This is a genomic window from Actinomadura kijaniata NBRC 14229 (genome assembly GCF_001552175.1).
Classification (GTDB): domain Bacteria; phylum Actinomycetota; class Actinomycetes; order Streptosporangiales; family Streptosporangiaceae; genus Spirillospora; species Spirillospora kijaniata.
In genome coordinates this window covers 23,721-45,258 of sequence record NZ_BCQR01000095.1, presented here as the reverse complement: position 1 = coordinate 45,258, position 21,538 = coordinate 23,721, and the positions used below count along the sequence as shown (strand labels likewise).

The window sequence follows — 21,538 nt, the reverse complement described above, 5'->3', positions numbered from 1 at the left end:
CGTCGCGGCCTGCGTGCAGGAGGCGGTCGGAGCGCGCAGCGCGTTCGCCTTCGACATCAACGCGGCCTGCGCCGGATGGCTCGTCGCGATCGAGACGGCCCGCGGGTTCCTGCGCGCCGACGAGCGCCGCCAGTACGTCCTGGTCGTTGGCACCGACACCTACTCCCGCATCCTGAACCCGGGCGACCGCAGGACCTATCCCCTGTTCGGCGACGGCGCGGGCGCCGCCGTCGTGGCCCGGGTCCCCGGCGGCCAGGGCATCGGCCGGATCCAGATCAGGACCGACGGGCGGCTCAAGCACTACGCCGTCGGCGGCCACGGCAACCTCCTCACCCCCGACGGCCTGGCCGACGGGGCGCACCACCTGACGATGTTCGGGCGCGACATTGCCGCGCTCGTCCGGACCGAGTTCCCGGCGCTGGTCAAGGACGCGGTGAAGGAGGAGGGCCTGACCATCGCCGAGGTCGACCACCTGGTGTGCCACCAAGCCAACCCGAGGCTGATCCGGGAGGTTGCCGAGAACGCCGGGTTCCGGCCCGACCAGGTCGTGCTCACCGGCGATGTGATCGGCAACACGGCCGCGGCTTCCCTGCCCATCGGGCTGGACACCGCGGTGCGGGACGGGCGGATCCAGGCCGGTGACACCGTGCTGATGATCACCTTCGGCGCCGGGATGACCTGGGGCCGCGCGCTGATGCGATGGCCGTCGACCGCCCGGCCCTGCCGCCCCACTCCCAGGAGGAGCACATGGATCTGATGTGGACGGACAAGCAGCAGGAGTTGCGCCGCCGGTTCGCCCGGTTCGCGCGAGAGCAGATCGCTCCGGGCGGCGCCGAACGCGACCGCGACGAGACCTTCGACGCGGCAGTGTGGCGTGCGCTCGCCGACGCCGGTTTCTGGCGCGTCCATGTGCCAAAGCGGCTCGGCGGCGACGGCGGCGACCTGTGGGACCACGTGGCGGCGTTCGAGGGTCTGGCCGGCGGGGCCGACGACTGCGCGTTCGTGCTGTCGGCCGCCGCGCACGCCGGGCTCCTGCAACTGCTGCTGCGGTGGGGCACCGAGGAGCAGCGGCGGCGGTTCGTCCCGGGCCTGCTGGCGGGACGGCTCGGCTCGACGGCGGCCACCGAGGCCACCGGAGGGTCGCACGTGTCGGCCATCCGCACCACGGCACGGCGGGCTCCCGGCGGGGGCTTCCTGCTGACCGGGGACAAGAGCCACATCACCAACGCCCCGCTGGCCGACCTGATGATGGTCGTGGGTCGCGTCGTCGGCATCGGCGAGCGTGACATCACGCTGTTCCTGGTCGACAAGGACCAGGAGGGCGTGACCCGGGGCGGCCACGAGAGCCTGCTGGGACTGCGAGGCAGCCCGCTGGGCCCCATCACCCTGCGGGACGTGACCGTCGAGCCCGACCGGGTGCTCGGCGAGGTCGGCGAGGGACTGGACGTCCTGTACTGGTGCCTGGCCTTTGACCGGCTGATCTACGGGATCGTGGTTGCGGCGCACGTGGAAGCGCTGCTGCCCCGCGCCGTCGAGCGCATCCGCGAACGGGAGGCATTCGGCGTTCCGCTGGCCGAGCACCAGTACGTCCAGGAGAAGGTCGTCGACATGCAGACGACGATCGAGGCGTCCCGCAGCCTGGCGTACGCGGCCGCCGCCGCGCTCCAGCGTGAGGACGGCACCAACCGAGCGAGCCTGCTGGCCTCCTGCGTGAAGCTGCTGTCGGCCGACGGGCTGGTCCGCGCCGCCCTCGAACTGGTCCAGATCTTTGGCCACCTCGGCTTCGAGCGGGGCACCGGGATCGAGCGCCACCTGCGCGACGCAGTCGCCTTCCGCATTGCGGGCGGCACCAACGAGATGCAGAAGAAAAACATCTTCACCCAGGTCATGCGCGCGCACGGCGGCCTGGCGAGCGGAGGGACCACGCGATGACCCGGACGGAGACCACCCCGCTGCGGGCGACCGCCTCCCGCGTCGTCCTCCCCGAGGACTGTGCGACGCGGTGGGGCAACGAGGGGCTGGAGGTACTGTCCACCCCAGCGATCCTCGGCGAGATGGAACGGTTGTGCGCCGAGGGAATGGGCCGTTTCCTGAAGCCCGGCCAGATGTCGGTGGGCGTGACGGTGACCATGAACCACCGCGCGGCCGCACCGGTCGGCGCCACCGTCCACTACGAGGTCACGGCCGCGGCGGTGGACCGCAGGACCGAATTCGCGTTCACCGTCCGGGACGAGACGGGAACCGTGCTGTGCGACGGGAACCACCGGCGCGCCGTCGTCGACCTGGAGCGCTTCCACGCCCAGCTCACCGCGTCCGAGAAGGAAGAAAAGGTGAGCGCGGCCCCCACAACAAACGCGACGGATGCGACGGCGCCGACTGCTCCTCCACCGCAGCGGCCAGTGGCGGTACGGGCCCGGGGCGCGCGGGTCTGGGACGAACGCGGCCGCGAGTACATCGACGGCAGCTCGGGCGCGGTCTGCGTGAACCTGGGCCACGGCGTCCCGGAGGTCTTGGACGCGATGCGCACGCAGGCCGAACGGATCACCTTCGTCCACCGCAGCCAGTTCGCGCACCACGCCGTCCAGGACCTCAGCGCCGAGATCCTGTCGATCGCGGGCCCCGGATACCGCGAGGTCGTCTACACCAACTCCGGTTCGGAGGCGACCGAGACCGCCCTGCGGCTCGCCCTGCACCACCACGCCGCCGACCCGGCCCGCGCGGTCGTGCTGACCCAGTTCCCCAGCTACCACGGGATGACGGCGGGCGCGCTCGGCGTCTCCGGCCATCCGCCGCGCCGCCGCCATCTGGACGCCCTGCACAACGGCTCGGCCACCACGGTGCCGGTCGCCCCCGGAGACCCCGGCCGCCTGCTGCCCGACCTGGCGGACTGGCGCGCGGCCTTCGCCCGCACCGGGCCTGCCCGGGTCGCCGCGGTCCTGCTGGAACCGGTCGGCGGGGCCGCAAGCGGGGCATGCGAGGTGCCCGACGAGGTCCTGCACGGACTGCGCGACCTGTGTGACGCCAGCGGCGCGCTGCTGGCTGTCGACGAGGTCATGACGGGATTCGGCCGCACCGGGTGGTGGTTCGGGCACTCCAGGTCCGGCGTCACCCCGGACCTGGTCGTCACCGGCAAGGGGCTCAGCGCGGGCTACACCCCGATCGGCGCATGCCTGGTCGGCGACCGGGTGCTGCCCGGCTGGTCTGCGACGGACCTGGCGTTCGGACACACCATGGGGGGCAACCCCCTGTCGGCGGCGACGGCCCTGGCCGTCCTGGCCTACACGCGCGAGCACGACCTGCCCGGCCGCGCCGAACGCGCCGGAGCGGTCCTGCGCGAGGGACTGGCCGAGACGGCCGCGTCCGTGCCGTTCCTCGGCGCTCCCCGAGGGTGCGGACTCTTGCTCGCCCTGCCCATCCACCAGAACCTCGAGGGTTTCGCGCGCGCCCCACTGGCCGCGCGGATCTGCGCCGCCGCCGAACGGAACGGGCTGATCGTCTACCCCGCCGGGGTCGACCACCGCTACCAGGCCCTCCTGGTCGCCCCACCCCTCACCATCGACGACGCCGACCTGCGGGAGCTGCTGACGCGGCTGCGCGCCGCCGTGACGGAGGTGGACGCGTGAGCACGCTGCTGATCGGCAACCCGTTCAACGAGCACCTCATCGGCGACCTGGCCACGCTGCCGCCCGGGGCCCGCCGGACAGGCGGCAACAGCGCCCTGCGCATGGCGTGGCTGGCCGGGCCCGGCGACGTCGTCGTGGTGGCCCAGCACGTCGACCCCGAGTATCTGCGTTACATGCTGGAGCTGAAGGGCCTGGACCTCGGCTCGGTGACCATCCTGGTGCCGCCGCCCGGGCCGTTCGGGGACGACGTTCTGACCCAGGAACGGCTCCTGCACGCCGACTTCCTGGAGAAGGCGCGCCGCCTGGTGCAGGACAACGGCATCGACCGGGTTCTGCCGTACTCGTTCAACCCCACCGTGGCGGCCCTGGCCCGGGAACTCGGGCTCCGGGACGACACGCCCGGCTTCGGGTTCCTCGACGCGGGCGGGCACGACCTGCTCAACAGCAAGAGCGCCTTCCGCGTCCTTGGCGCGGGACTCGGCCTGCCCCTGCCGGAGGGCGTGGCGACCAGGTCGCGGGCCGAGGCCGAGGCGTTCGCCGCGACCATGCTGTCGGCCGGTGAGCCGGTCATCGTCAAGCAGGACTACAACGCGGCCGCGCACGGCAACGAGATCCTCGCGCCCCGGCCGGGCATCCCCCAAGTCGGCGCACCCCGCCTCGCCGTGCTCGGGAGCTCGGTCGAGGTGACCCAGCACTTCGAGGCGGCATGGCCCTTCTACACCAACGGCGGCCGCGACAAGGTGGTCGTCGAGCACTACCTGGCCGGATCGGTCCCGCTGGGCTCAGAATTTCTGATCACCGCCGGGGACGTCGTCGAGCGGCACGTCTGCGAGATGCGGATGGAACCGGTCTTTTCAGGGATCATCATCCCCGGCATGGAAACGTCGCCCGACATACGGCGGGCCTTTCTGGACCAGGCGCGGACGCTGTGCGAGCCGATCCGGGCGATGGGCTACCGGGGTTTGATCAACATCGACGGTCTGGCCGCCCCCGACGGCCGGGTGCTGGTCGGCGAGTTCAACGGCCGCCTCGGCGGCACCACACATCTGCACTGGCTCGGTGAGCACCTGGTGGGCCCCGGCTACCTGGACGAGCGCCTGCTGGTAACCCGCAACAGGTGGAGCGTCCCCGCGCTGGACGCCGCCCTGTCGGCGCTTCACACCGCGGGCCTGGCTTTCGACACCGCCGACCGGCGCGGCGTGGTCATCATGTGCGACCACACGCGCGCGTCCGGAGCCGTCGAGTACTGCGTCGTCGCCGAGGACGCTGAGGACGCGCGGGAGACGGAGGGAAGGCTGACCGAACTGTTCGGCCCCACGAGCCACTGACTCCCCTGGCCGCCGCAAAGGCTTCGGAGGCGATGGAGGAGGTCTCCAGATGTCGGACCGTGGCCTGCGTCATCGGGATCCTCAGCTTCCCGGCGGACTGGTGCTGTTGTTGCTGTGGCCCAGCAGCCGCCAGTAGTTCCAGAGATTTGCCTCCTTGAGTTCTTGAATCTGGTGCACTTGCGCCTGGGCCAAACCCGCTCCTGCTCTGCTTCGGTGAAAGGCGCGCGGCGCGGCGAACGCCGACCGCGCACTGTGCGGCCCCAGCTGACAGCATGAGGTGATCCAGACCGGCTCGGGAGCACAGGGAACGGACGGTGAGCGGGCGGTGAGCGGGCGGTCGGCACCGTTGACGGTGGAGGTCGTGCGCCAGGATCGCTGGCTGGTGGTATGCCTGGCCGGAGAGCTGAACCATGCCACCGTCGAGGTGATGGACCAGCGACTGGGGCAGGCGGTGGCGGGTGTGCGGGGCACCTCGGTGGCGCTGGAGCTGTCGCAGCTGACCTTCACCGGCACGACAGGGCTGGGGATAATGGTTGCCTGGTGGCGGCGGTTGACCGAGGCCGGCGGGCGCCTGGTGCTGGTCGCTCCGACCGCCCGAGTGCGCTCGGTACTGGCCCTCACCGGTGCCGACCAGTTCATCGCCGTCCACGCCACCGTCGAAGACGCCATCCACAACGCCAGCCCTGATGCCAGCCCTGATGCCAGCCCTGGCTCACCCTCTGGCGTTCCAGCAATCAGGCCGCGTGCCGACTGACCGCCTGTGAGGGGCCGCCGCAGGACGGCGGACACAGGCTGGCCCCCTGCCAGCCGTGGCCGGGCAAGAGAAAACACAGATGGTGTGCGCCGCACACCGACAGAGCCTGGTAGGGCGATCGGCAGCCCGCAGGGCGGTGTCCGTTGGCGACAGGTAAGAAGACTCCGCAGCACGGAGACAGCCCTGTCTGCCTGACGGTGACCGGTTTCCCACTGTCGGTGGTCAGGGCGGCCGAACGGGGCAATGATGGGCTCAGCAGGCCACCGCGCCCGGCGCTACTCCCCCTCAAGCGCAGGATGGCAACGGCCCGCATGAGGGCGACAGACAGGGCCCTGACCGGTGTTCCTGCTCCACAGGACGGTCATGGGCCCTGCCTTCCCCTCCGCAAGACGGGTCGTCCCGCTGTGGGGCGCGGGACGATCCGTCGCCCACACCCGGCCCTCCGGCTGCTCCTCCAAGAGGGGCACGGTGGCCGTGTGTGACCAGGACCCCGCCAACCGCCAAGTCGGCGGCGGCCTCACCCACCACTCTCCTCTTCTGCCCAGGTCCTGTCATCGAACGGTGCGTTTGCTGGATAGAACCGCGCGCTGGCCAGCGCGCCCGCCAGCCGACGGGCGGCCGGACCTGCGGCCAAGCCACCAGGCCCAGATGGCCTGCCTTCCCGTCGGCTCGCTGGTGCGCTGCGCGTGCGCAGCAGCTCTGCCAGACCGGCCGCGCCGGTAGAGCCAGCAGGCCAGAGGGGGTCGTGAGCTCTGCGTGCCAGGCAGCATCGCGCGCATCACCGGCCATACAAGCCTGACCTGGGTGGCAAGCGTCCCACCAATACCGCCCTCACTACCGTTAGCTTTCAAACGACTGCGGATAGTGGAGAGTCTTCGCCACGGAACGGACTCCTGATGCGCCTGCGCCCCACCACCCTGACCGGTACCGCCCTGCTGTCTGCGGCCCTGCTGCCCCCGGGTCTGCTGGCGGCGATCTCCGCCCCCGCGCACGCCGCCCCCGTCCCCACTGCGGCCACTGACCAGACCGCCGGGCAGGTCACCGGGCAGGCTGTGACGCTGCGCGCGCCGAAAAAAGTGCCAGCGGGAGCGTCAGCCCGAGCGCCGGAGGGGTGGGCGTTGCGGTATCCGCAGGTGCCGTGCGTGCAGTATCTGACGCCCAACACCGCCTACACCGCCATCCACCGCACCTATCGCACCGACGCCATCGGCCGCCCCCGGCGCGCCAGCGTCAACACTCTGTCCCAGCGCACCTCACCCCGCTCACCGTGCGAGCCCACCGTGGGCGCCTGGGGACCGCCCGGCTACCAGGGCGGCCACCTGATCGCCGCCACCCTGCGCGGGGTGTCCGAGCGCTACAACCTGGTCCCCATGCAGGGCAACCAGATCAACCAAGGCCTGATGAAGGCCATCGAGAACGGCGCCAAACGCTGCCTGACCCGCGCCGCGGTCACCGGCTACACCATCACCCTGACCTACCCGGCCGGCACCTCGGTGGTCCCGGCCCGCATCCAGGTCGACATGCTCCCCCACGCCCGCAACCCCGCGGTGCCCTTCACCGCCTCCTTCCGCAACACCACCTACCAGCCCGCCGGCTACACCCGCCTGCGCAACGAAATCCGCGCCAAGTTCACCCGCAGCGGCTGCTAACCGTCCCTAACCCCCACAGCCGCGCCACCCCACCTCCAGGCCGCCTCCCGTGGAAGCCCGAACGGGTCTGCGGCAGCCAGGCCGTCGTCTTGGGCGCGCCGTTCCGCTGTCCTGCTGTTTGGCTGCCCGGCAGTCCTGCCGGTTTGGCCGGCCCGGCGCGCGGCTGGCTCTGCTCAGAACTGGGTGTGGCGGCCGGTGGGGCCTCGGGGCTTGAGCTGCACTCAAACGGCCAGGCACGTTAAGGGGCCCGGTGGGCTCGTCTTATCGTGGCTGGCCGCTCCGATGCTGGTGGTGCACTCAAGGATGGGTGGTCGGTGGTCGGTTCGGCCTCGATGGCAGGACTCCCAACGCTTCCTCCAGGCCGTAGATACGGCGGATGGTGGCGAGTTGCTGGTCTCGGAGGCTGGTCGGGTTGACTTTCTCAGGGTCGGCCCTTGGAGGGGGCTGAAGGGCGACGTCGTTCAGATGAGGTGATGGCGGTTCAGCCAGCCGGCGATGGCCTGGCCGATGGCGTGGGGCTGGTCCTCGGGGGCTTGGTGGCCGGCGGGTCCGATCCCCTCGATTTCGAGGGCGGCGATGTTCTGGCGGGCCCAGTCCACGATCTGGGGGGAGGCGATGCCGACACCTTCCTCGACCGTGAGGAGAAGTTTGGGCACCTCGGGGCTGCTGGCGAGCCATTCGCCGTAGGCGTCCATGCGCTGGGCCACATCGGCCGGTTCGCGGTCGTAGGGAATCTCGCGGGGCCACTGAAGCAGCGGACGGCGCGCCGCAGGGTCGGTGTAGGGGGCGCGGTAGATGTCGTGGTCCTTTGGGCTGAGGCCTGTCTTGATGGAGAACGGGTGGGGCAGGGCGTACTCGATGGCGGCGTTCTCCTCCAGCAGTAGCCGCTCGCCGAGCCCGGGGGTGCGCAGCGCCTTGGAGTGGTCGATCACGTCCTGCGGCAGTTCAGCCCACATCTGCGGCCGCAGGAACGTCTCCAGGACGACGAGGCCGCGCACCTGGTCGGGGTGGCGTGCGGCACGGTCCATGGCCAGTGCGCCGCCCCAGTCGTGGCCGACCAGGACCGCCTTTTTCAGCTCCATGGCTTCAAACCACGCGTCCAGGTAGCGGGCGTGGTCGGCGAAGCGGTAACCGATGTCGGGCTTTCCGGAGGCGCCCATCCCGATCAGATCGGGGGCTAGGACCTTGGCGCGGTCGGCGACGTGCGGGATGACGTTGCGCCAGATATAGGACGAGGTGGGGCTGCCGTGGAGGAACACCACGGGCGACTCGCCCTGCCCGGTCTCTGTGTAGGCGAGGTGGGAGTCGAGAACGGCGACAGTCTGCATGATCGTTGGCCCCTTTCACTGGTAGCGGCCTCTGGAACATAGATCTACACTTTCCCAACTGTCAACATCCCAACTAATCTCGGCGCAACCGTCACTGAACGAAGTATCAACCTGTTAACATCACGCCTGGAGGTGAGGTTCGTGTCCGACCAGACAGGCAACGTCGTCGACGACGAATCCGGACCGCTGCATGCGACCACCGGTCACCTGATGCGCCGCGTGTTCACGACCATCACCGCTCACGCCGTGCAGGGCGGGTCCCAGGCGCGCGAGTTCGTGGTGCTCGACATCCTCGCCGACGCGGACGCCCCCTCCCAGCAGGACCTGGCCCACCGACTCGGCATCAACCGCACGATCATGGTCAGGCTGCTCGATCGGCTCCAGCAGGCGGGCTATGTCGCCCGTACCCGCAACCCGGCCAACCGCCGCACCTACATCCTGTCGCTGACCGAGGCGGGCCGTACCGCCCTGGACAGCATGCGCCAAGCCGTCGCCGACAGCGACGCCCGGGTCACCGCCGCGCTCACCGACCTCGAACGGCGACGCCTCACCGCGCTGTTGACCAGGCTCGTCGCCGACGACGGGCCATCGGCCATCCACAGCATCGAGCACCTGATAGCTCAAGCCCACTACCGCCTACGCCGTCTTGGGGACCATCGGCTCGCGGCGCACGGCCTGCGCACCCGCCACTTCGCCTTGCTGCCCGCGCTGGACCGGCTCGCCCCCTGCTCGCAAGAACAACTGGCCCGATACCTGCACCTGACCGAGCCCGCCACCGCATCACTCATCGAGGAACTAGCCCAGGTCGGCATCGTGTCCCGCGGCCAGGACCCGCACGACCGACGCCGCTATGCCCTCCAGCTCACCGACCTCGGCCGCGCCCGCATACCTGCAGTGCGTGAAGCCCTGGAGAACATGGAGCGCGACATCGACGACGCCCTCGGCCCGGAAGGCGCGCGAGAACTTCGCGCCCTTCTCGCCAAGCTTTTGCCATAAGCAGATCGACACACCCCGCCGCATCTCCCAGCAGCTGAGTCGGCATTGCCGGCGGGCGGCTGCCTTGCCGGCGCGACTGCACTAGCAGGCGCCGATCAGGTTCCCCTCAACCGAAGGTCGGTCGGCGGATCGGCCAGCGGGTCGGCCGGTGGAGTGGCCTCTGGCCGGGAACCGGAGTCAAGAGGACGGGGGGCGTAGCGCTCATAACGCTTGGACGCCTGGCCGATGCGCCGCAACGCAGATCCTTTGCCAGCCAGCCGCGCCCATGCCAACCCCACATCCCGCGTGAAGCCCGCTGGCGTTCCCAGATGTGTGCGAGGTCCTCCTCTACGGTCAGATCTCTGCACCCGAAACGATGGTCTCGCTGGCCGCCGGAGCGTGTTTCCGGAGGTTTGGGCGTGGTGGTTTTGTCGTCATGTGAAAACAGAAGGTGCGGTGGATCCTCCGGGTGGCTTCGCTCCGCAGGCCCGTGTCACCAGCAGCGATAGCGGTGCGTGACGGGCGTGGCGGCCAGTGGTTCTTGTTCGGCGATGTCGTGTGCGGGGGTGGGTAGGACCATCACGACCGCTCGTCGCGAGACCGTGACCGCTGGTCGCAGGCGGCGCGTGAATGCCGATCGGCCGGGGTGGGCCGGGTTAGGTTCTGGGGCGCTGACCGGTCGAGTCCGGTGCCACGCGGGCCTGGTGGGGGATCAGGGCCGAGGTCTGGCACCCGAGGTCTGGCCGGTTGGTCGCCTCCGTGGGCGCGTCCTTTGTCCAGCGCCCCTCGCCTCGGCGCCAGGTGTCCCAGCACCGATGAGGACGCGCCCACGGAGAGCGCCACCCCAGGTGCTCAGCGACACCAGTTGTTCAACACCACCGGGTGTGCAGCGAGATCATGCGGCAACCACCGCACGCGCCACCCGGCCTGCGTCCTGGTCGGCGTCCTGGTCGGCGGGCGCTGCCGCGTGGAACATAGGGCCCGCGGGGGTAGGAGCAGGGTGTGGGCGGTGTCCCGCCGGACCCGGTGCCAAACCGTGATCATCCCACCGGGTGCTGCGGGCCCGCCCCTCCAGCCCGGGGACAGGAGAAACCATCCCCCGTTCGCGCAGAGGACGCTGTGATCTGACTCCGCATGCCGGCCTCGCCGCACTCGGCATGACAGCAGCCCACCCTGACCGGCGACCGGTGCATACTGCGCGCCGCACCTCCCTCAGAACCCCCATGCTGTCGGATATAGCGACGGCTCGCTGTGATCCACACAGTTGAGTCATGAACTCGCGTGTGAGCGATGTTGGGTAGCCGGGTTCGGCATCGGCCGCCCAGAGCCAGGTGGTTGCGGGCAGGATGCGGTGGCATGGTCAGACAGGGCGTGCGGCGCCGGTGGGCGGCGGTGGTGGTCGGTGCGGCAGCGATCATCGCGGGGTTGGTGTGGGCTCTGCTGGCCGGTGGTGACCGGGACGCACGGGTGGAGCGGGCGGGCTGGGTCGCTGGGATCGAGGCCGCGCTGGCGCTGGTGGTGTTTCTGGTGCGGTGGGCGTGGCTGTGGCAGGTCGACCGGCCGATCCGGGAGTTGGCCGGGCCGGAGGGGTTCTTGGGGGCGGCGCCGCCGCGCAACCCGCGCTATGTGGACCGGCCCGACCTGGTGCGGGAGGCGGTGGCGGCGTTGCGCGGTGGGGCGCGGGCGGTGGCACTGGTGGGACTGGGCGGGACGGGTAAGTCGACGCTGGCGGCGGCGGTGTGCCGGGATCGGCGGTTGCGTCGCGGTCGGTGGCTGCTTGGCCGACGGTTTGGGTCGGTGACGTGGTTGAAGGCCGGGCCCGGCACCGATCCGGTGGCGTTGCTGACCGAGCTGGCCCGACGGTTGGGCCTCGATGCGCCTTCCTACGCCACGGTGGAGCAGGCGCGCGATGCGGTCGCGGCCATGCTGGCCGGACGGCGGCTGTTGATCGTGCTGGACAACGTGTGGACCCGGGGCCCACTGGATGCGGTGCTGGAGCTGGCGCCGGGGTGCCCGGTGCTGTTCACCACCCGGATCAGCGACCTGGTCACCACCGTGGGCGCGACCAGGGTCGAGGTGGACCAGCTCACCCAGCACCAGGCGCTGCAGATCGTGGGCCGCTGGACCGACACCGACCCTGCGGCGTTGCCGCCGTCGGCCTATCGGCTGTGCACCCGGCTGCAGAACCTGGCGCTGGGCGTGGCGATGGCCGGTGCGATGGCCGCGCGTGGCCACAGCTTCGACCACATTCTGACCCTGGTCGACCAGGACCTGCGGCGCGTCAAAGGCGAGTCCACACCGGCCTATGAACACGCCACGCTGCGGGCGGCCATCGATGTGAGCATCGATGACCTCCCCACCGGCGATGACCGCGACCGGTACCTGCAGCTGGCGGTGTTCACCGGCCGCGGTCCCTTCCCCGCTGCCGCCGCAGCGGCCCTGTGGCATCCCCTCACCGAGGATCGGACGCGCGAGCTGCTGGTGGAGCTGGTCGGCCGATCCCTGATCACCGTCGCCGACACCGGCTGGTATGTGGCTCACGACCTGCACTACGACACCATCACCCAGCGTCTGGGAGATGACCGGGTCCGAGCTGCGCACACCGCGCTGCTGGAGGGATACCAGGCCCGTCTGTCCCAGCAGTGGGCCGATGGCGGCTGGATCCGGATCGCCGCCGAGGACCGGTACCTGCTGGGCAGTTTGGCCTGGCATCTGGTCCAGGCGGGGCGGGAGGTCGACTTGGTGCAGGTGCTCAGCCAGCCGGTCTGGATGCATCGGCGCCTCACCACCGCCAGCCTCCCCGACCTGCTCAGCGACTACGCCCACACCACCCACTCCCTCACGCAGGCGATCCGCCGCGCCCTGGGCCAATCGGCCCAGGCCCTGACCCGCGATGACACCGGTTTCACCGGTCAGCTGGCTGGTCTGCTGGTCAGTCAGCTGACCGGGCGGCTGTTGGACCATCCTCAGCCCGAGATCGCCGCCTGGGCCGCCGCCCTCACCCCCCATGACCACAGCCCTTGGTTCAAACCCCTCACCCCTGGTGCTCTGGCCTCCGCCACCAGCCCCCTGCAACTCACCATCGGTCACACCGGCTCGGTGGAGGCGGTGGCGTTCAGTCCCGATGGCAGCCGCGTCCTGGTCGGCGGCCGCGACGGCAGGGTGGGTATCTGGGAGGCGGCCACCGGCCGCGAAGTCCTCGCCTTCGCCGCCGGTGTCAATCCGGTATGGAGGGTGGTGTTCAGCCCTGACGGCAGCCGCGTCCTGGTCGGTGGCCGCGACGGTACTGCACGGGTGTGGGAGGTGGCCACCGGCCGCGAGATCCTCGCCTTCACCGTCCACACCGACATGCTATGGACGGTGGCGCTCAGTCCGGATGGCACCCGCGTCATGGCCGGCGACATCGGCGGCAGTGTGCGGATCTGGGAGGTGCCCACCGGTCGTGAAGTGCTGGCCTTCCCCGCCCACAGCGACGCAGTAAGGGCGGCGGTGTTCAGCCCCGACGGTACCCGCGCTCTCACCGGCGGCCGCGACGGTACGGCACGGATCTGGGAGGTGGCCACCGGCCGCGAGATCCTCGCCTTCACCGCCCACACTGCAGGGGTAAGCGCCGCGGTGTTCAGCCCCGACGGCACCCGGGCCCTGACCGGCGGCCGCGACGGTACGACGCGGATCTGGGAGGTGGCCACCGGCCGCGAGATCCTCGCCTTCACCGCCCACACTGCAGGGGTAAGCGCCGCGGTGTTCAGCCCCGACGGCACCCGAGCTCTCACCGGCGGCCGCGATGGTACGGCACGGGTGTGGGAGGTGGCCACCGGCCGCGAGATCCTTGCCTTCACCGGTCACACCAGCATGGTGTGGGCGGTGGCGTTCAGCCCCGACGGCGGCCTCGCTCTCACCGGCGGTTACGACCGCACGGCCCGCATCTGGGACAGTGCCGAGCCCACCTGGCACCACACCGCCCGACACCTGCAAAAGTCGGCAGCTCTGGCGTTGAGCCCTGATGGCAGCTATGTCCTGGCCGGCGACCGTGACGGTACGGCGCGGATTTGGGAGGTGGCCACCGGCGGTGAAGTGCTGGCCTTCACCGGCCACACTGACGCGATAGAAGCGGTGACGTTCAGTCCCGACGGCACCCGGGCCCTGACCGGCGACCGGGGCGGTATGGCGCGGATGTGGGAGGTGGCCACCGGCCGAGAACTGCACGTTTTCACCACCCACACGGTGGAGGCGGTGGCGTTCAGCCCCGACGGTAGGTACATCCTGACCGGCGGCGACGACACGGTGCGGATGTGGGAGGTGGCCACCGGCCGCCAACTGCGCGCTTTCACCACCCGCATCCACACGGGGTATGCAGTGGCGTTCAGCCCCGACGGTACCTGTGTCCTGACCGGTGGCGGTGACAGCACGGCACGCCTCTGGCAGGTGGCCACCGGCCGCCAACTGCTGGCGTTCACCGGCCACACCGCAGCGGTGCGCACACTGGCGTTCAGCCCCGACGGTAGATGCATCCTGACCGGCGGCGACGGTACAGCGCGGATGTGGGAGGTGGCCACCGGCCGCGAGATTGTCGTCTTCAACAGCCACGTCTCCCTGGAAAAGACGGCGACCTTCAGCCCCGACGGTACCCGCGTTCTGGTCGGCGGCCACGACGGCACGGTGCGGGTGTGGGAGGTGGCCACCGGCCGCGAACTGGCCAGATGGCATGGCGACCGTCCCCTTGATGGCGCCTGGTTCATGCCTGGTCACTCTGATGAAGTCGTGATCGCCGATGGTGCGGTATACCGGCTGACGCTCATGGGGGCATGAACCACCCGCACCGGACAACCACTGCGGTGGACCGATCCTTGCAGGCCAAGAGGTTCATCAATCGGCAGCGACGGGTGGGTGGAGTGGGCTACTACAGATCCTTGCTCGACAAGAGAGCTTGGTGGCGGGCCCGGCGCAGCTGCCCGGCCACGGTGGAGCGACTGACCCCGAGCCGGTCGGCGATCTGCTGATGAGTCAGGTCCGGGTCCGCCTGGGCCAGGGCGAGCACGCGGTCGTGGGTGTGGGGGAAGCGGTGTGCGCGGGCGCCTGCACCTCACCGGTCTTGGCTAGGTGGTAGTCCACCACCGACGGCCAGACCTCTAGGCCGGCGGCGATCTGGCGGACCGACTGGCCGCTGCGCCGGCGGGCGACCACCTGACTGGTGTCGACCCCCTTGGGGCCCGGGTGTGGTCGAGCTTGACGTCGGCGCCCGCAGCACCTTGTGCACGGTCGAGTCGTACACGCGGTGCCACTCGGCGATCTGTGCCACCGGCTCCCCCGACGCGTGGGCCGCAACGATCGCTTCCCGGTCGGTGTCGGTCAGGGCGCGGCCGCGGTGGGTGAACCGGCCGCTGGCGTGCCAGTAGCGCCACACCGGCCAGGCAGAGACGTGCCGCAGCGCGGCGACCTGTTCGGCGGAGATAGTCGGGTCGTCCAGACGCAGCTGCACCGCCCGCGCGGCCCACGCCGCCCGCTCGGTGCCGTCGGCCACACCTTCGAAACAAGGGTGGTGGTCGGCGGAGGTGGACGTCATGAACACACGATAAGACCCCTGGCGCAACGCGTCCGAACAGCAACGTCGCCCCGGGCTGCGGGGACAGTTGTGCAGATAACGGCGCAGGCGGCTGCTTAGAACTCCTAACACAATGTGCGTTGGAGGCGTCGCCAGCAGATGATGTCGCAGGCCAGCATCAACAACGCCTCGTGGATGTCGTTGCGGCGTTCCCAGCGGATGCGCAGCCGCCCGAACCAGTGCAGCAGCGCCAGGGGCTGTTCCACCACCCACCGGTGAACGCCCAGACCCGAGCCATGCCCGGTGCCGCGCCGGGCGATCTGCGGCCGGATCCCTTTGGCCCGCAGCAGGCGCCGGTACTTGTCGTGGTCGTAGCCGCGATCGGCATGCAACACCGGTGGCCTGCGCCAGGGCCGCCCGGCCCTGCCCCGGATCGGCGGGGTGGCCGTCAGCAACGGCAGCACCTGCGTCACATCATTGCGGTGTCCGCCGGTCAGACTCACCGCCAACGGGATGCCGCCGTCGTTGTAGATCAGGTGGTATTTGGAGCCCGGCTGGCCACGGTCGACCGGGCTCGGCCCGGTTTTAGGCCGCCCCGCAGTGCCCGCACGTGCGAGCTGTCGATCATCGCCCGGGACCAGTCGATCTGATCGGCTGTGCGCAGCTCGGCCAGCAGAACCTCATGCAGCCGATGCCACACGTTCGCCTGGTTCCAGTCCCGCAGCCGCCGGCAGCGCCAGGCGTGCCGCCGGGGTCGAAGTGGATGGTCCCGGGCACGGGCTCGAAGACCTTCTTCACCACAAAGGCGGGCCAGACGCCAGATTCCGTTCGCTGAATCAAGGGGTGACGACGGTGGCGCAGACCACGCGTTTCTCCTCGGGACGCCACTGCACCTTCTCCATCGGCGCGATCAGGTACTCGACCGGGCGGCCGTCCTTACCTGCGGGGCCCTTGTGGAGCTTGGCGAACTCGGCGTCGCAGAACTTCAGAGTGAAGGCGTAGACCTTCTGGTAGCCGGGGAAGGGGCCGTCGCGCATATCGGTGGGCAGGTCGGTGGAGGCATAGGTGCGGTACATGTGGGGGCGGGCGCAATCGACGGTGACGACCGTGCCGTCGGGACGCAGAAACTGGTCGTTGGCCAGGCACGAACCGTTGGGCAACTCGGTGAGCTTGAAAACCTTGGGAGCCGAGGACGGCTTGGCCGCCGAGGTGGCCATGGCCTGGCCCCCTGTGGTGGAACAGCCCGTCGGCAGTGACATCAGCACCAGCGCGACTGGCACCAGCGCAGCGGTACGCGGTAGGCGGGCGCGGGGACGCCGGGCGTCCCCGCGCCCGCTCTCGGGAGCGGGCGCGGGGGGCCTGGTCACGGGGTGACGCTCAGGGCGCACTTGTCGGTGCGGTAGGGGGTGTCGGGCTTGTCGCGGTCGGGCAGCAGCTTGGTGTCGTTGTCCTCGTACCAGTGGCGGGTCTTGGTGCCGTCGGAGTTGCGGCGCACGTGGTGGACGTAGTGCTCGCCGGTGGTGTGGCTGTGGCCCCAGACGGTGGACGGGGGCTCACTGCCGGTGCCGTCGTTGATGACGACCTTGCCCTGGTTGCCGCAGCCGCCGTGGGCGCTGGCGGCCGGCGCCGTCAGCGAGAACAGGCCGCCGGCGGCCGCGACGGCCAGGCCGACAGTGGCCCAGCGAGTGATCGAACGCGTCACTGTTTCCTCCAGTGGAGAAGTGGGACAGACAGGCTTGGCCGCCTCTGCTCGCAGGTCACTGGTATACGAATACCGCAGCCGTTGACGAGACAAAGGGAACCAACGCATGATCATCATCAAGTACCGACAACAGGCCCCGCTATAGGCGCAAATGACGCCATGCCCACCATCTGCGCCATAGGCTCGCCGTGGCGTCACCACGGAGCTCGCTTACGCGTCGCGGGTGTGCAGATCCACATCGTCTTGGACGTGGTGCACGTGCTGGAGAAGCTCTGGGACGTCTCCTGGGAAGTGCGCCGCGCCGGCGACCCGGCTGCCGAAGACTGGGTCGCCACTCGCGCCCTGGCACTGCTGGCCGGGAACCTCGACCATGTGCTCACCACTGTGAACGCCGAGGCCGTCGCGCTTCCTGCTCACCGCCGCCAGGCACTGGACGGGGTCATTCGCTACCTGACCAACAACGCCGACCACCTGCACTACGACCAGACTCTGGAACAGGGTTGGCCGATCGCCACCAGAGTTACTGAGGGAGCCGTTCGCTACATCGTGGCCGACCGCCTCGGCATCACCGGTGCCCGCCGAGACGAGCCGGAGCCGAAGCCGTGCTGAAACTGCGCATCCTGACCGCAGGCGGTGACCCGGACGTCTACTGGCGCCATCACCTCGAATGTAAACACCGGCGCGTTCACCCCGGCTCCGGCAAGGACGAATACAATCCCTCGGCTTGATCGACTCAGTCGTTCGCAATGCGGCGAGCGTTCTTAAAACAGACCGTCCTGTTCTGGTTCACCAGCGGCGCGAGACGTCAGCGGCCAAGGATCGCCAGCCCGCGTCCCTGTTGTCGATGGCTCTGACAGAGATCCCTTACCTGTCTGGATCCGTCCGGCGCGAAAGCGGAGATGCCTGACCACCCGAGGGTCCGGAGCGCATCTGGCTAGCCGATCTCTGGCCCGATCCGCCTGCCCGCCAGCCTCCCCGCCGCACGCACTGATCAGCATCGCCCCGCAGCGGAGGGTTTCTGAGAACGCCTGAAGGGACCGAAAGGCTGCCCGGTGGGCCGGGAGGGACGGTTGGGTGGGTTCAGGCGCTGTTCGGTGACAAACAGGTGGGCTGCGGTGACCAACGTCAGATGGCAGCGCAGGCCGACGAGCGAGCGCCCCTCGAAGTGATCGGCCCGGAACGATCCTGAGCTCACGGTAGTCGTGCTCGGTCCGCCAGCGCAGCCTGGCCGACCGCGCCAACGTCGCTGCCGGCAGGTCGGCGGGCAAGAGGCGGCATCGGTGACGGCGTGCACGCTGACGGCGATCTGGCAGTTGCCGTCTTACCGGGGGTGCCCGAGTACTGCCGGGCCAGCCCCGGCCAGGCCTTTCGCTCCCGAACCTGTCCCCAGACGCCATCTGGCTTATCGCCCATGCCGCAGCAGCGGCAGGGCCGGTCGCCGGGCACATCGTCCGGTCGGCCTGGCAGGTCGAAGTCGGTGTCGCGTTCGCGGCACCGCGGGCAGCCATCGAAGCCATACGGGTACGGCAGCAGGGAGGGCGCCAGAAAGAAGTCGGAAAGACCCGCCTGGGGTTTGCCCTCATATCCCCTGGGGTCCACGGTGATCGGCGTCGCACTTCCCCGTGATCCGACAAGCCATACCCGCACCGGTTGCGTCATCGGCCCATCACCCTCATCCAGCCAGTGCGCCATCCACCGCCGGGCGGTGCGGTCACCACCCATTCGGCTCTCTCCAGCTTGGAGAAGTCTTTCCAGTCGGTTCACCCTTTTCAAGGGGGCGATCGCTCGTTCGCAACCGGCTCGTGGCCTGCGGACTCAGGTGGGAATCAGCTCAGGGTTTTTGTGGCTAAGGGTTCAAGTGCCGCTGCCGTTGCAGGCGCGACGGTCCCGCAAGCGCGTTCCTCAGAGGTCGATGGGGTCGGGGGTGGAGCGGAGGACCCGGCAGGCGAGCTGGATCGCCAGGCGGGTCTCCGCGTGGGTCAGAGGCAGGCCGAGCAGCCGTTCGGCACGCCGGATCCGCTGCGCGACGGTGTTGCGGTGCAGGCCAAGTGCCCGCGCCGTCGTGCCCGCCGAGCAGGCGTGGTCGATGTAGCTCTCGACGGTTGCCAGCACTTCCTTCTCGCCGGAGGCCAGCAGCGGCGCCAGGAGCTGCCGGGCGTAGTCGGCGAACGCGCGCGAGCCGTACCAGCCGAGCAGAATCCGTGCCGCGCCCAGTTCCTCCACGCGGCGCACCGCGCCGGGACCGCCCTCGGTGGACGCGGCGACCGCGGCCTGCCGTGCCTCGGCGAGGGTACTGGCGATCCCTCCGGCATCCCGCGCCGGGCTCCCGATGCCCGCGGCGAGCCTGAGCCGATAGGGGCGGCGTCCAAGCTCGGCCAGCCCGACCTCCAGGGCCTTCCTGACCGTGGCGGTCTGCGCGGGCAGTGGCGCCTTCGGCGTGGTCAGCCACGCGGACCAGCCGTCGGCGCGCTGGACGAACGGGCCGATGTCGAGCCCGGCGCGTCCGATGGCGTCGACCAGCATCTCCGAGTGCACAGACGCGGAGTCGGCGGCACCGGCGACCGTGATGTGCACCCCGCTGTGCCAGCCGTCGAGGCGCCACCCGATCATCATGGCCTGATCGGCGATGTGCGCGGGCAGCGCATCGCCGTGGTCGAGGATCTCGGTGAGCAGGGTGCCGCGCAGCCGGGCGTCCCGTTCGGATCTGAGCCGCTCGCGCACCAGCCAGGCAGACAGCTCGCCGTGTGCCAGCGCCAGTGCCCGTTCGGCCGTCTCGCGCCAGCGCGGCCCGCCGCGTTGCTCCTCCACCGAGCGCTCCGCCGCGACCCACAGCGAGGTCGTCCCGGCGGGTCCGAGCACGGGCAGCACGGCCGCCACGGCACGCTCGCCAACCAGCGTGGTGATGCCCCGCACACCGATGATCTCCTCGACCGAGGTGATGGGCGGCGTTCCGGCCACGAGCGTGCCCTGCGCGTTGCAGGCGCTGACCGAGGCGTCCAGCACCGTGCCGAGCGCGGCGAGCATGCGGTCGGGCGACCGGCGCGCGGACCGCAGCAGCCGGTTGAGTTCAAGCAGCGTCTCGCTCTGCACGAGCCGCGGGCCGAGTACCGCCGTCCGCAAGGCGGTGGCCAGTTCCAGCGGTGTCCGGTTGTGCGCCTGGACCAGCGGGAGGTTCAGGCGGTCGGCGAGCCGGCGGGTCGCGGCGGGACTGGCGGGACCCCCGCAGACGATCAAAGCTCGGGCTCGCGCGGCGTGGGCGCGGCGCAGCAGCACGTCGACGAGGTGGCCGCAGCGCATGTGCGTCCGGCCACCATCGGTGCTGAACACCACGCCGGACTCCGCGGGGATCGCTGCGCTGAGGACGTCGTCGGGCTGGACCAGGACGATCTCGGCGACCGGGGCGGAGAGGCCGCGCGTCCCGCCCGCCAGGGTCGCGCCGCGCAACTCGCGCAGATCGAGCAGGTCCTGTACCAGCGTCCGCACGCTACTCCCCCACCTCCCGCCTGCCCGCAGGGGCGTCCGCGCCGGTGTCCGGACCGAAGTCCGCCAGGCCGTAGGTCTCCAAGCCGACCCTGTCCCGCAGCTTTGGATCGTCCCATCGGGACGGCGCCGGCAGCCGGATCACCTCGATCATCTCGTTCACCGCGAGCTCCTCCACGCTGATGGGCCTCCATGTACGGTCGTCCAGCCCGCAGATGATGTCGGGGACCCGGGCGACGTCGACGCCGTCGTCGAGAGCGAGAACGTACTCGTCGGCGAACTCGATCCGCAGCGTACGCGCAGGATCCACCAGATGCTGGACGGACGCCACGCCACCGGTGCGCTCGGACGACCGGTCGCGCCGGACCTCCAGGACGCGCCCCCGGAACAGCGACACCGCACGTGCCGACCTGAGGAAGGCCTCGCGTCCGCCGGGTTCGGACCCGGCGCGGCGCAGCAGCCCGCCAAGTGTCAGCGCCCGGCTCACCGACCCGTTGATCGAGCACCGCGCGTATCGGGCGGCGGTGTCGTGGTGCATGGCCAGGCCCGCCCAGGCGCCGAGGGCCGGCAGGCTTGCGCGGACGACGCGTTCGAGGGCCGCGCCGTCGAGGCATTCCAGGATGGCGGTGTTGCCGGTGGGGTCGGACACGGCCGCGACGACGGGCGACCTTCCTTGCAGCACCGTCTGGTCGAGCCGCGGGAACGCCCGGCCCATGGCGTCGCCATCGACGAGCGGCAGGCCCAACCAGGCCGCGGCGGCCACGCCGAGCAGCCCGTTGACGCCGCCGATCTCCAGCGGCTGGACCGCCACGAGCGGGGACCCGACATGCCGCTCCAGCGACCGGGCGGCGCGCACGAACTCCTCCGCGCCAGGCAGCCGCTCGACCATGACGGTGGACGAGCCGACCGCGCCGACGCAGGCCACCGAGGAGTCCCTGGGCAGGTCGGCCGCGGCGACGACGGGCAGCGGGCCGAGATGGGTCAGGACGCGGCGCACCATGCGCTCGGCCGCGTCGGTGCGTCCGCCGCCGCCCGAGCCGAACAGTTGCGCGCCCATCGCCAGATCGGCCACATCACCGGCGGTCAGCTCCATCCTCCTCACGGTACGCGGCGGCCGACGACCGCGTCCACGACGAATGCGCGAGTTTGACCTGGTC

17 protein-coding genes and 2 pseudogenes are annotated in these 21,538 nt (G+C 70.4%); 10 read left to right on the top strand and 9 right to left on the bottom strand.

All coding sequences use genetic code 11. The features are described from left to right. From AKI01S_RS27795 to AKI01S_RS27770, 6 genes are all read left to right on the top strand, one after another. On the top strand, window positions 1-757 hold a 757-nt coding region (locus tag AKI01S_RS27795; protein ID WP_157420194.1), incomplete at its 5' end, for a 3-oxoacyl-ACP synthase III family protein. Further along, a complete protein-coding gene (locus tag AKI01S_RS27790; protein ID WP_067824420.1) occupies window positions 748-1,932 on the top strand; it encodes an acyl-CoA dehydrogenase family protein in 1,185 nt (394 codons plus the stop codon). The genes AKI01S_RS27795 and AKI01S_RS27790, both read left to right, overlap by 10 nt. Then, window positions 1,929-3,623, top strand: a complete 1,695-nt coding sequence (locus AKI01S_RS27785; RefSeq protein WP_218009826.1) for an aminotransferase class III-fold pyridoxal phosphate-dependent enzyme — start codon at window positions 1,929-1,931, stop codon at window positions 3,621-3,623. Before AKI01S_RS27790 ends, AKI01S_RS27785 begins: the two co-directional genes overlap by 4 nt. Then, the gene (locus AKI01S_RS27780; protein ID WP_067824405.1) at window positions 3,620-4,951 is read left to right on the top strand and encodes a preATP grasp domain-containing protein; all 1,332 of its coding nucleotides are present in this window, start codon (window positions 3,620-3,622) and stop codon (window positions 4,949-4,951) included. The genes AKI01S_RS27785 and AKI01S_RS27780 overlap by 4 nt, the downstream gene beginning before the upstream one ends. Window positions 4,952-5,228: 277 nt before the next feature. Continuing rightward, window positions 5,229-5,705 (top strand): STAS domain-containing protein, encoded by a 477-nt coding sequence (locus AKI01S_RS27775; RefSeq protein ID WP_067824403.1) that lies wholly within the window; start codon window positions 5,229-5,231, stop codon window positions 5,703-5,705. Window positions 5,706-6,601: 896 nt separating this feature from the next. Next, window positions 6,602-7,354, top strand: a complete 753-nt coding sequence (locus AKI01S_RS27770) for a DNA/RNA non-specific endonuclease (RefSeq protein ID WP_084000320.1) — start codon at window positions 6,602-6,604, stop codon at window positions 7,352-7,354. Window positions 7,355-7,815: 461 nt separating this feature from the next. Here AKI01S_RS27770 and AKI01S_RS27765 read toward each other — a convergent pair whose 3' ends face one another. Beyond that, a complete protein-coding gene (locus AKI01S_RS27765; RefSeq protein ID WP_067824399.1) occupies window positions 7,816-8,682 on the bottom strand; it encodes a haloalkane dehalogenase in 867 nt (288 codons plus the stop codon). Window positions 8,683-8,823: 141 nt separating this feature from the next. On the opposite strand from AKI01S_RS27765, the gene AKI01S_RS27760 reads away from it, so the two are divergent. Beyond that, on the top strand, window positions 8,824-9,678 hold the full coding sequence (locus AKI01S_RS27760) for a MarR family winged helix-turn-helix transcriptional regulator (protein ID WP_245681809.1): 855 nt from the start codon (window positions 8,824-8,826) through the stop codon (window positions 9,676-9,678). Window positions 9,679-11,013: 1,335 nt separating this feature from the next. Beyond that, window positions 11,014-14,466 carry an NB-ARC domain-containing protein gene (locus AKI01S_RS27755; protein WP_067824395.1) on the top strand — a complete coding sequence of 1,151 codons (3,453 nt, stop codon included), beginning with the start codon at window positions 11,014-11,016 and terminating at the stop codon, window positions 14,464-14,466. Window positions 14,467-14,557: 91 nt separating this feature from the next. Here AKI01S_RS27755 and AKI01S_RS54715 read toward each other — a convergent pair whose 3' ends face one another. The 5 genes and pseudogenes from AKI01S_RS54715 to AKI01S_RS27740 all read right to left on the bottom strand — a co-directional run bounded on the left by AKI01S_RS54715 (window position 14,558) and on the right by AKI01S_RS27740 (window position 16,901). Next, a complete protein-coding gene (locus AKI01S_RS54715; RefSeq protein ID WP_084000318.1) occupies window positions 14,558-14,695 on the bottom strand; it encodes a winged helix-turn-helix domain-containing protein in 138 nt (45 codons plus the stop codon). 45 nt (window positions 14,696-14,740) lie between these two features. Next, window positions 14,741-15,220 (bottom strand): helix-turn-helix domain-containing protein, encoded by a 480-nt coding sequence (locus AKI01S_RS50900; protein ID WP_157420193.1) that lies wholly within the window; start codon window positions 15,218-15,220, stop codon window positions 14,741-14,743. A 104-nt stretch (window positions 15,221-15,324) separates the two neighbouring features. After that, window positions 15,325-15,929, bottom strand: a pseudogene (locus AKI01S_RS27750) (IS5 family transposase); the annotation flags it as partial. Between the two features lie 106 nt (window positions 15,930-16,035). Beyond that, the gene (locus AKI01S_RS27745) at window positions 16,036-16,479 is read right to left on the bottom strand and encodes a septum formation family protein (RefSeq protein ID WP_157420192.1); all 444 of its coding nucleotides are present in this window, start codon (window positions 16,477-16,479) and stop codon (window positions 16,036-16,038) included. An 83-nt stretch (window positions 16,480-16,562) separates the two neighbouring features. Then, window positions 16,563-16,901: a hypothetical protein gene (locus tag AKI01S_RS27740; RefSeq protein WP_067824391.1), complete on the bottom strand. Its 339-nt coding sequence runs from the start codon at window positions 16,899-16,901 to the stop codon at window positions 16,563-16,565. A gap of 249 nt (window positions 16,902-17,150) precedes the next feature. On the opposite strand from AKI01S_RS27740, the gene AKI01S_RS27735 reads away from it, so the two are divergent. Both AKI01S_RS27735 and AKI01S_RS54370 read left to right on the top strand, forming a co-directional pair. After that, the gene (locus AKI01S_RS27735) at window positions 17,151-17,510 is read left to right on the top strand and encodes a hypothetical protein (protein ID WP_157420191.1); all 360 of its coding nucleotides are present in this window, start codon (window positions 17,151-17,153) and stop codon (window positions 17,508-17,510) included. Continuing rightward, complete coding sequence (locus AKI01S_RS54370) at window positions 17,504-17,629, top strand: hypothetical protein (RefSeq protein WP_281186151.1); 126 nt, start codon at window positions 17,504-17,506, stop codon at window positions 17,627-17,629. The genes AKI01S_RS27735 and AKI01S_RS54370 overlap by 7 nt, the downstream gene beginning before the upstream one ends. A 539-nt stretch (window positions 17,630-18,168) precedes the next feature. On the opposite strand, the pseudogene AKI01S_RS54860 reads toward AKI01S_RS54370, so the two are convergent. The 3 genes and pseudogenes from AKI01S_RS54860 to AKI01S_RS27725 all read right to left on the bottom strand — a co-directional run. Continuing rightward, a pseudogene (locus AKI01S_RS54860) lies at window positions 18,169-18,260 on the bottom strand (transposase); the annotation flags it as partial. 543 nt (window positions 18,261-18,803) lie between these two features. Continuing rightward, window positions 18,804-20,384 (bottom strand): PucR family transcriptional regulator, encoded by a 1,581-nt coding sequence (locus AKI01S_RS27730; RefSeq protein WP_067824388.1) that lies wholly within the window; start codon window positions 20,382-20,384, stop codon window positions 18,804-18,806. Window position 20,385: 1 nt separating this feature from the next. Continuing rightward, window positions 20,386-21,474, bottom strand: a complete 1,089-nt coding sequence (locus tag AKI01S_RS27725; RefSeq protein ID WP_067824387.1) for an S-methyl thiohydantoin desulfurase family protein — start codon at window positions 21,472-21,474, stop codon at window positions 20,386-20,388. Between the last annotated feature and the right edge of the window lie 64 nt (window positions 21,475-21,538).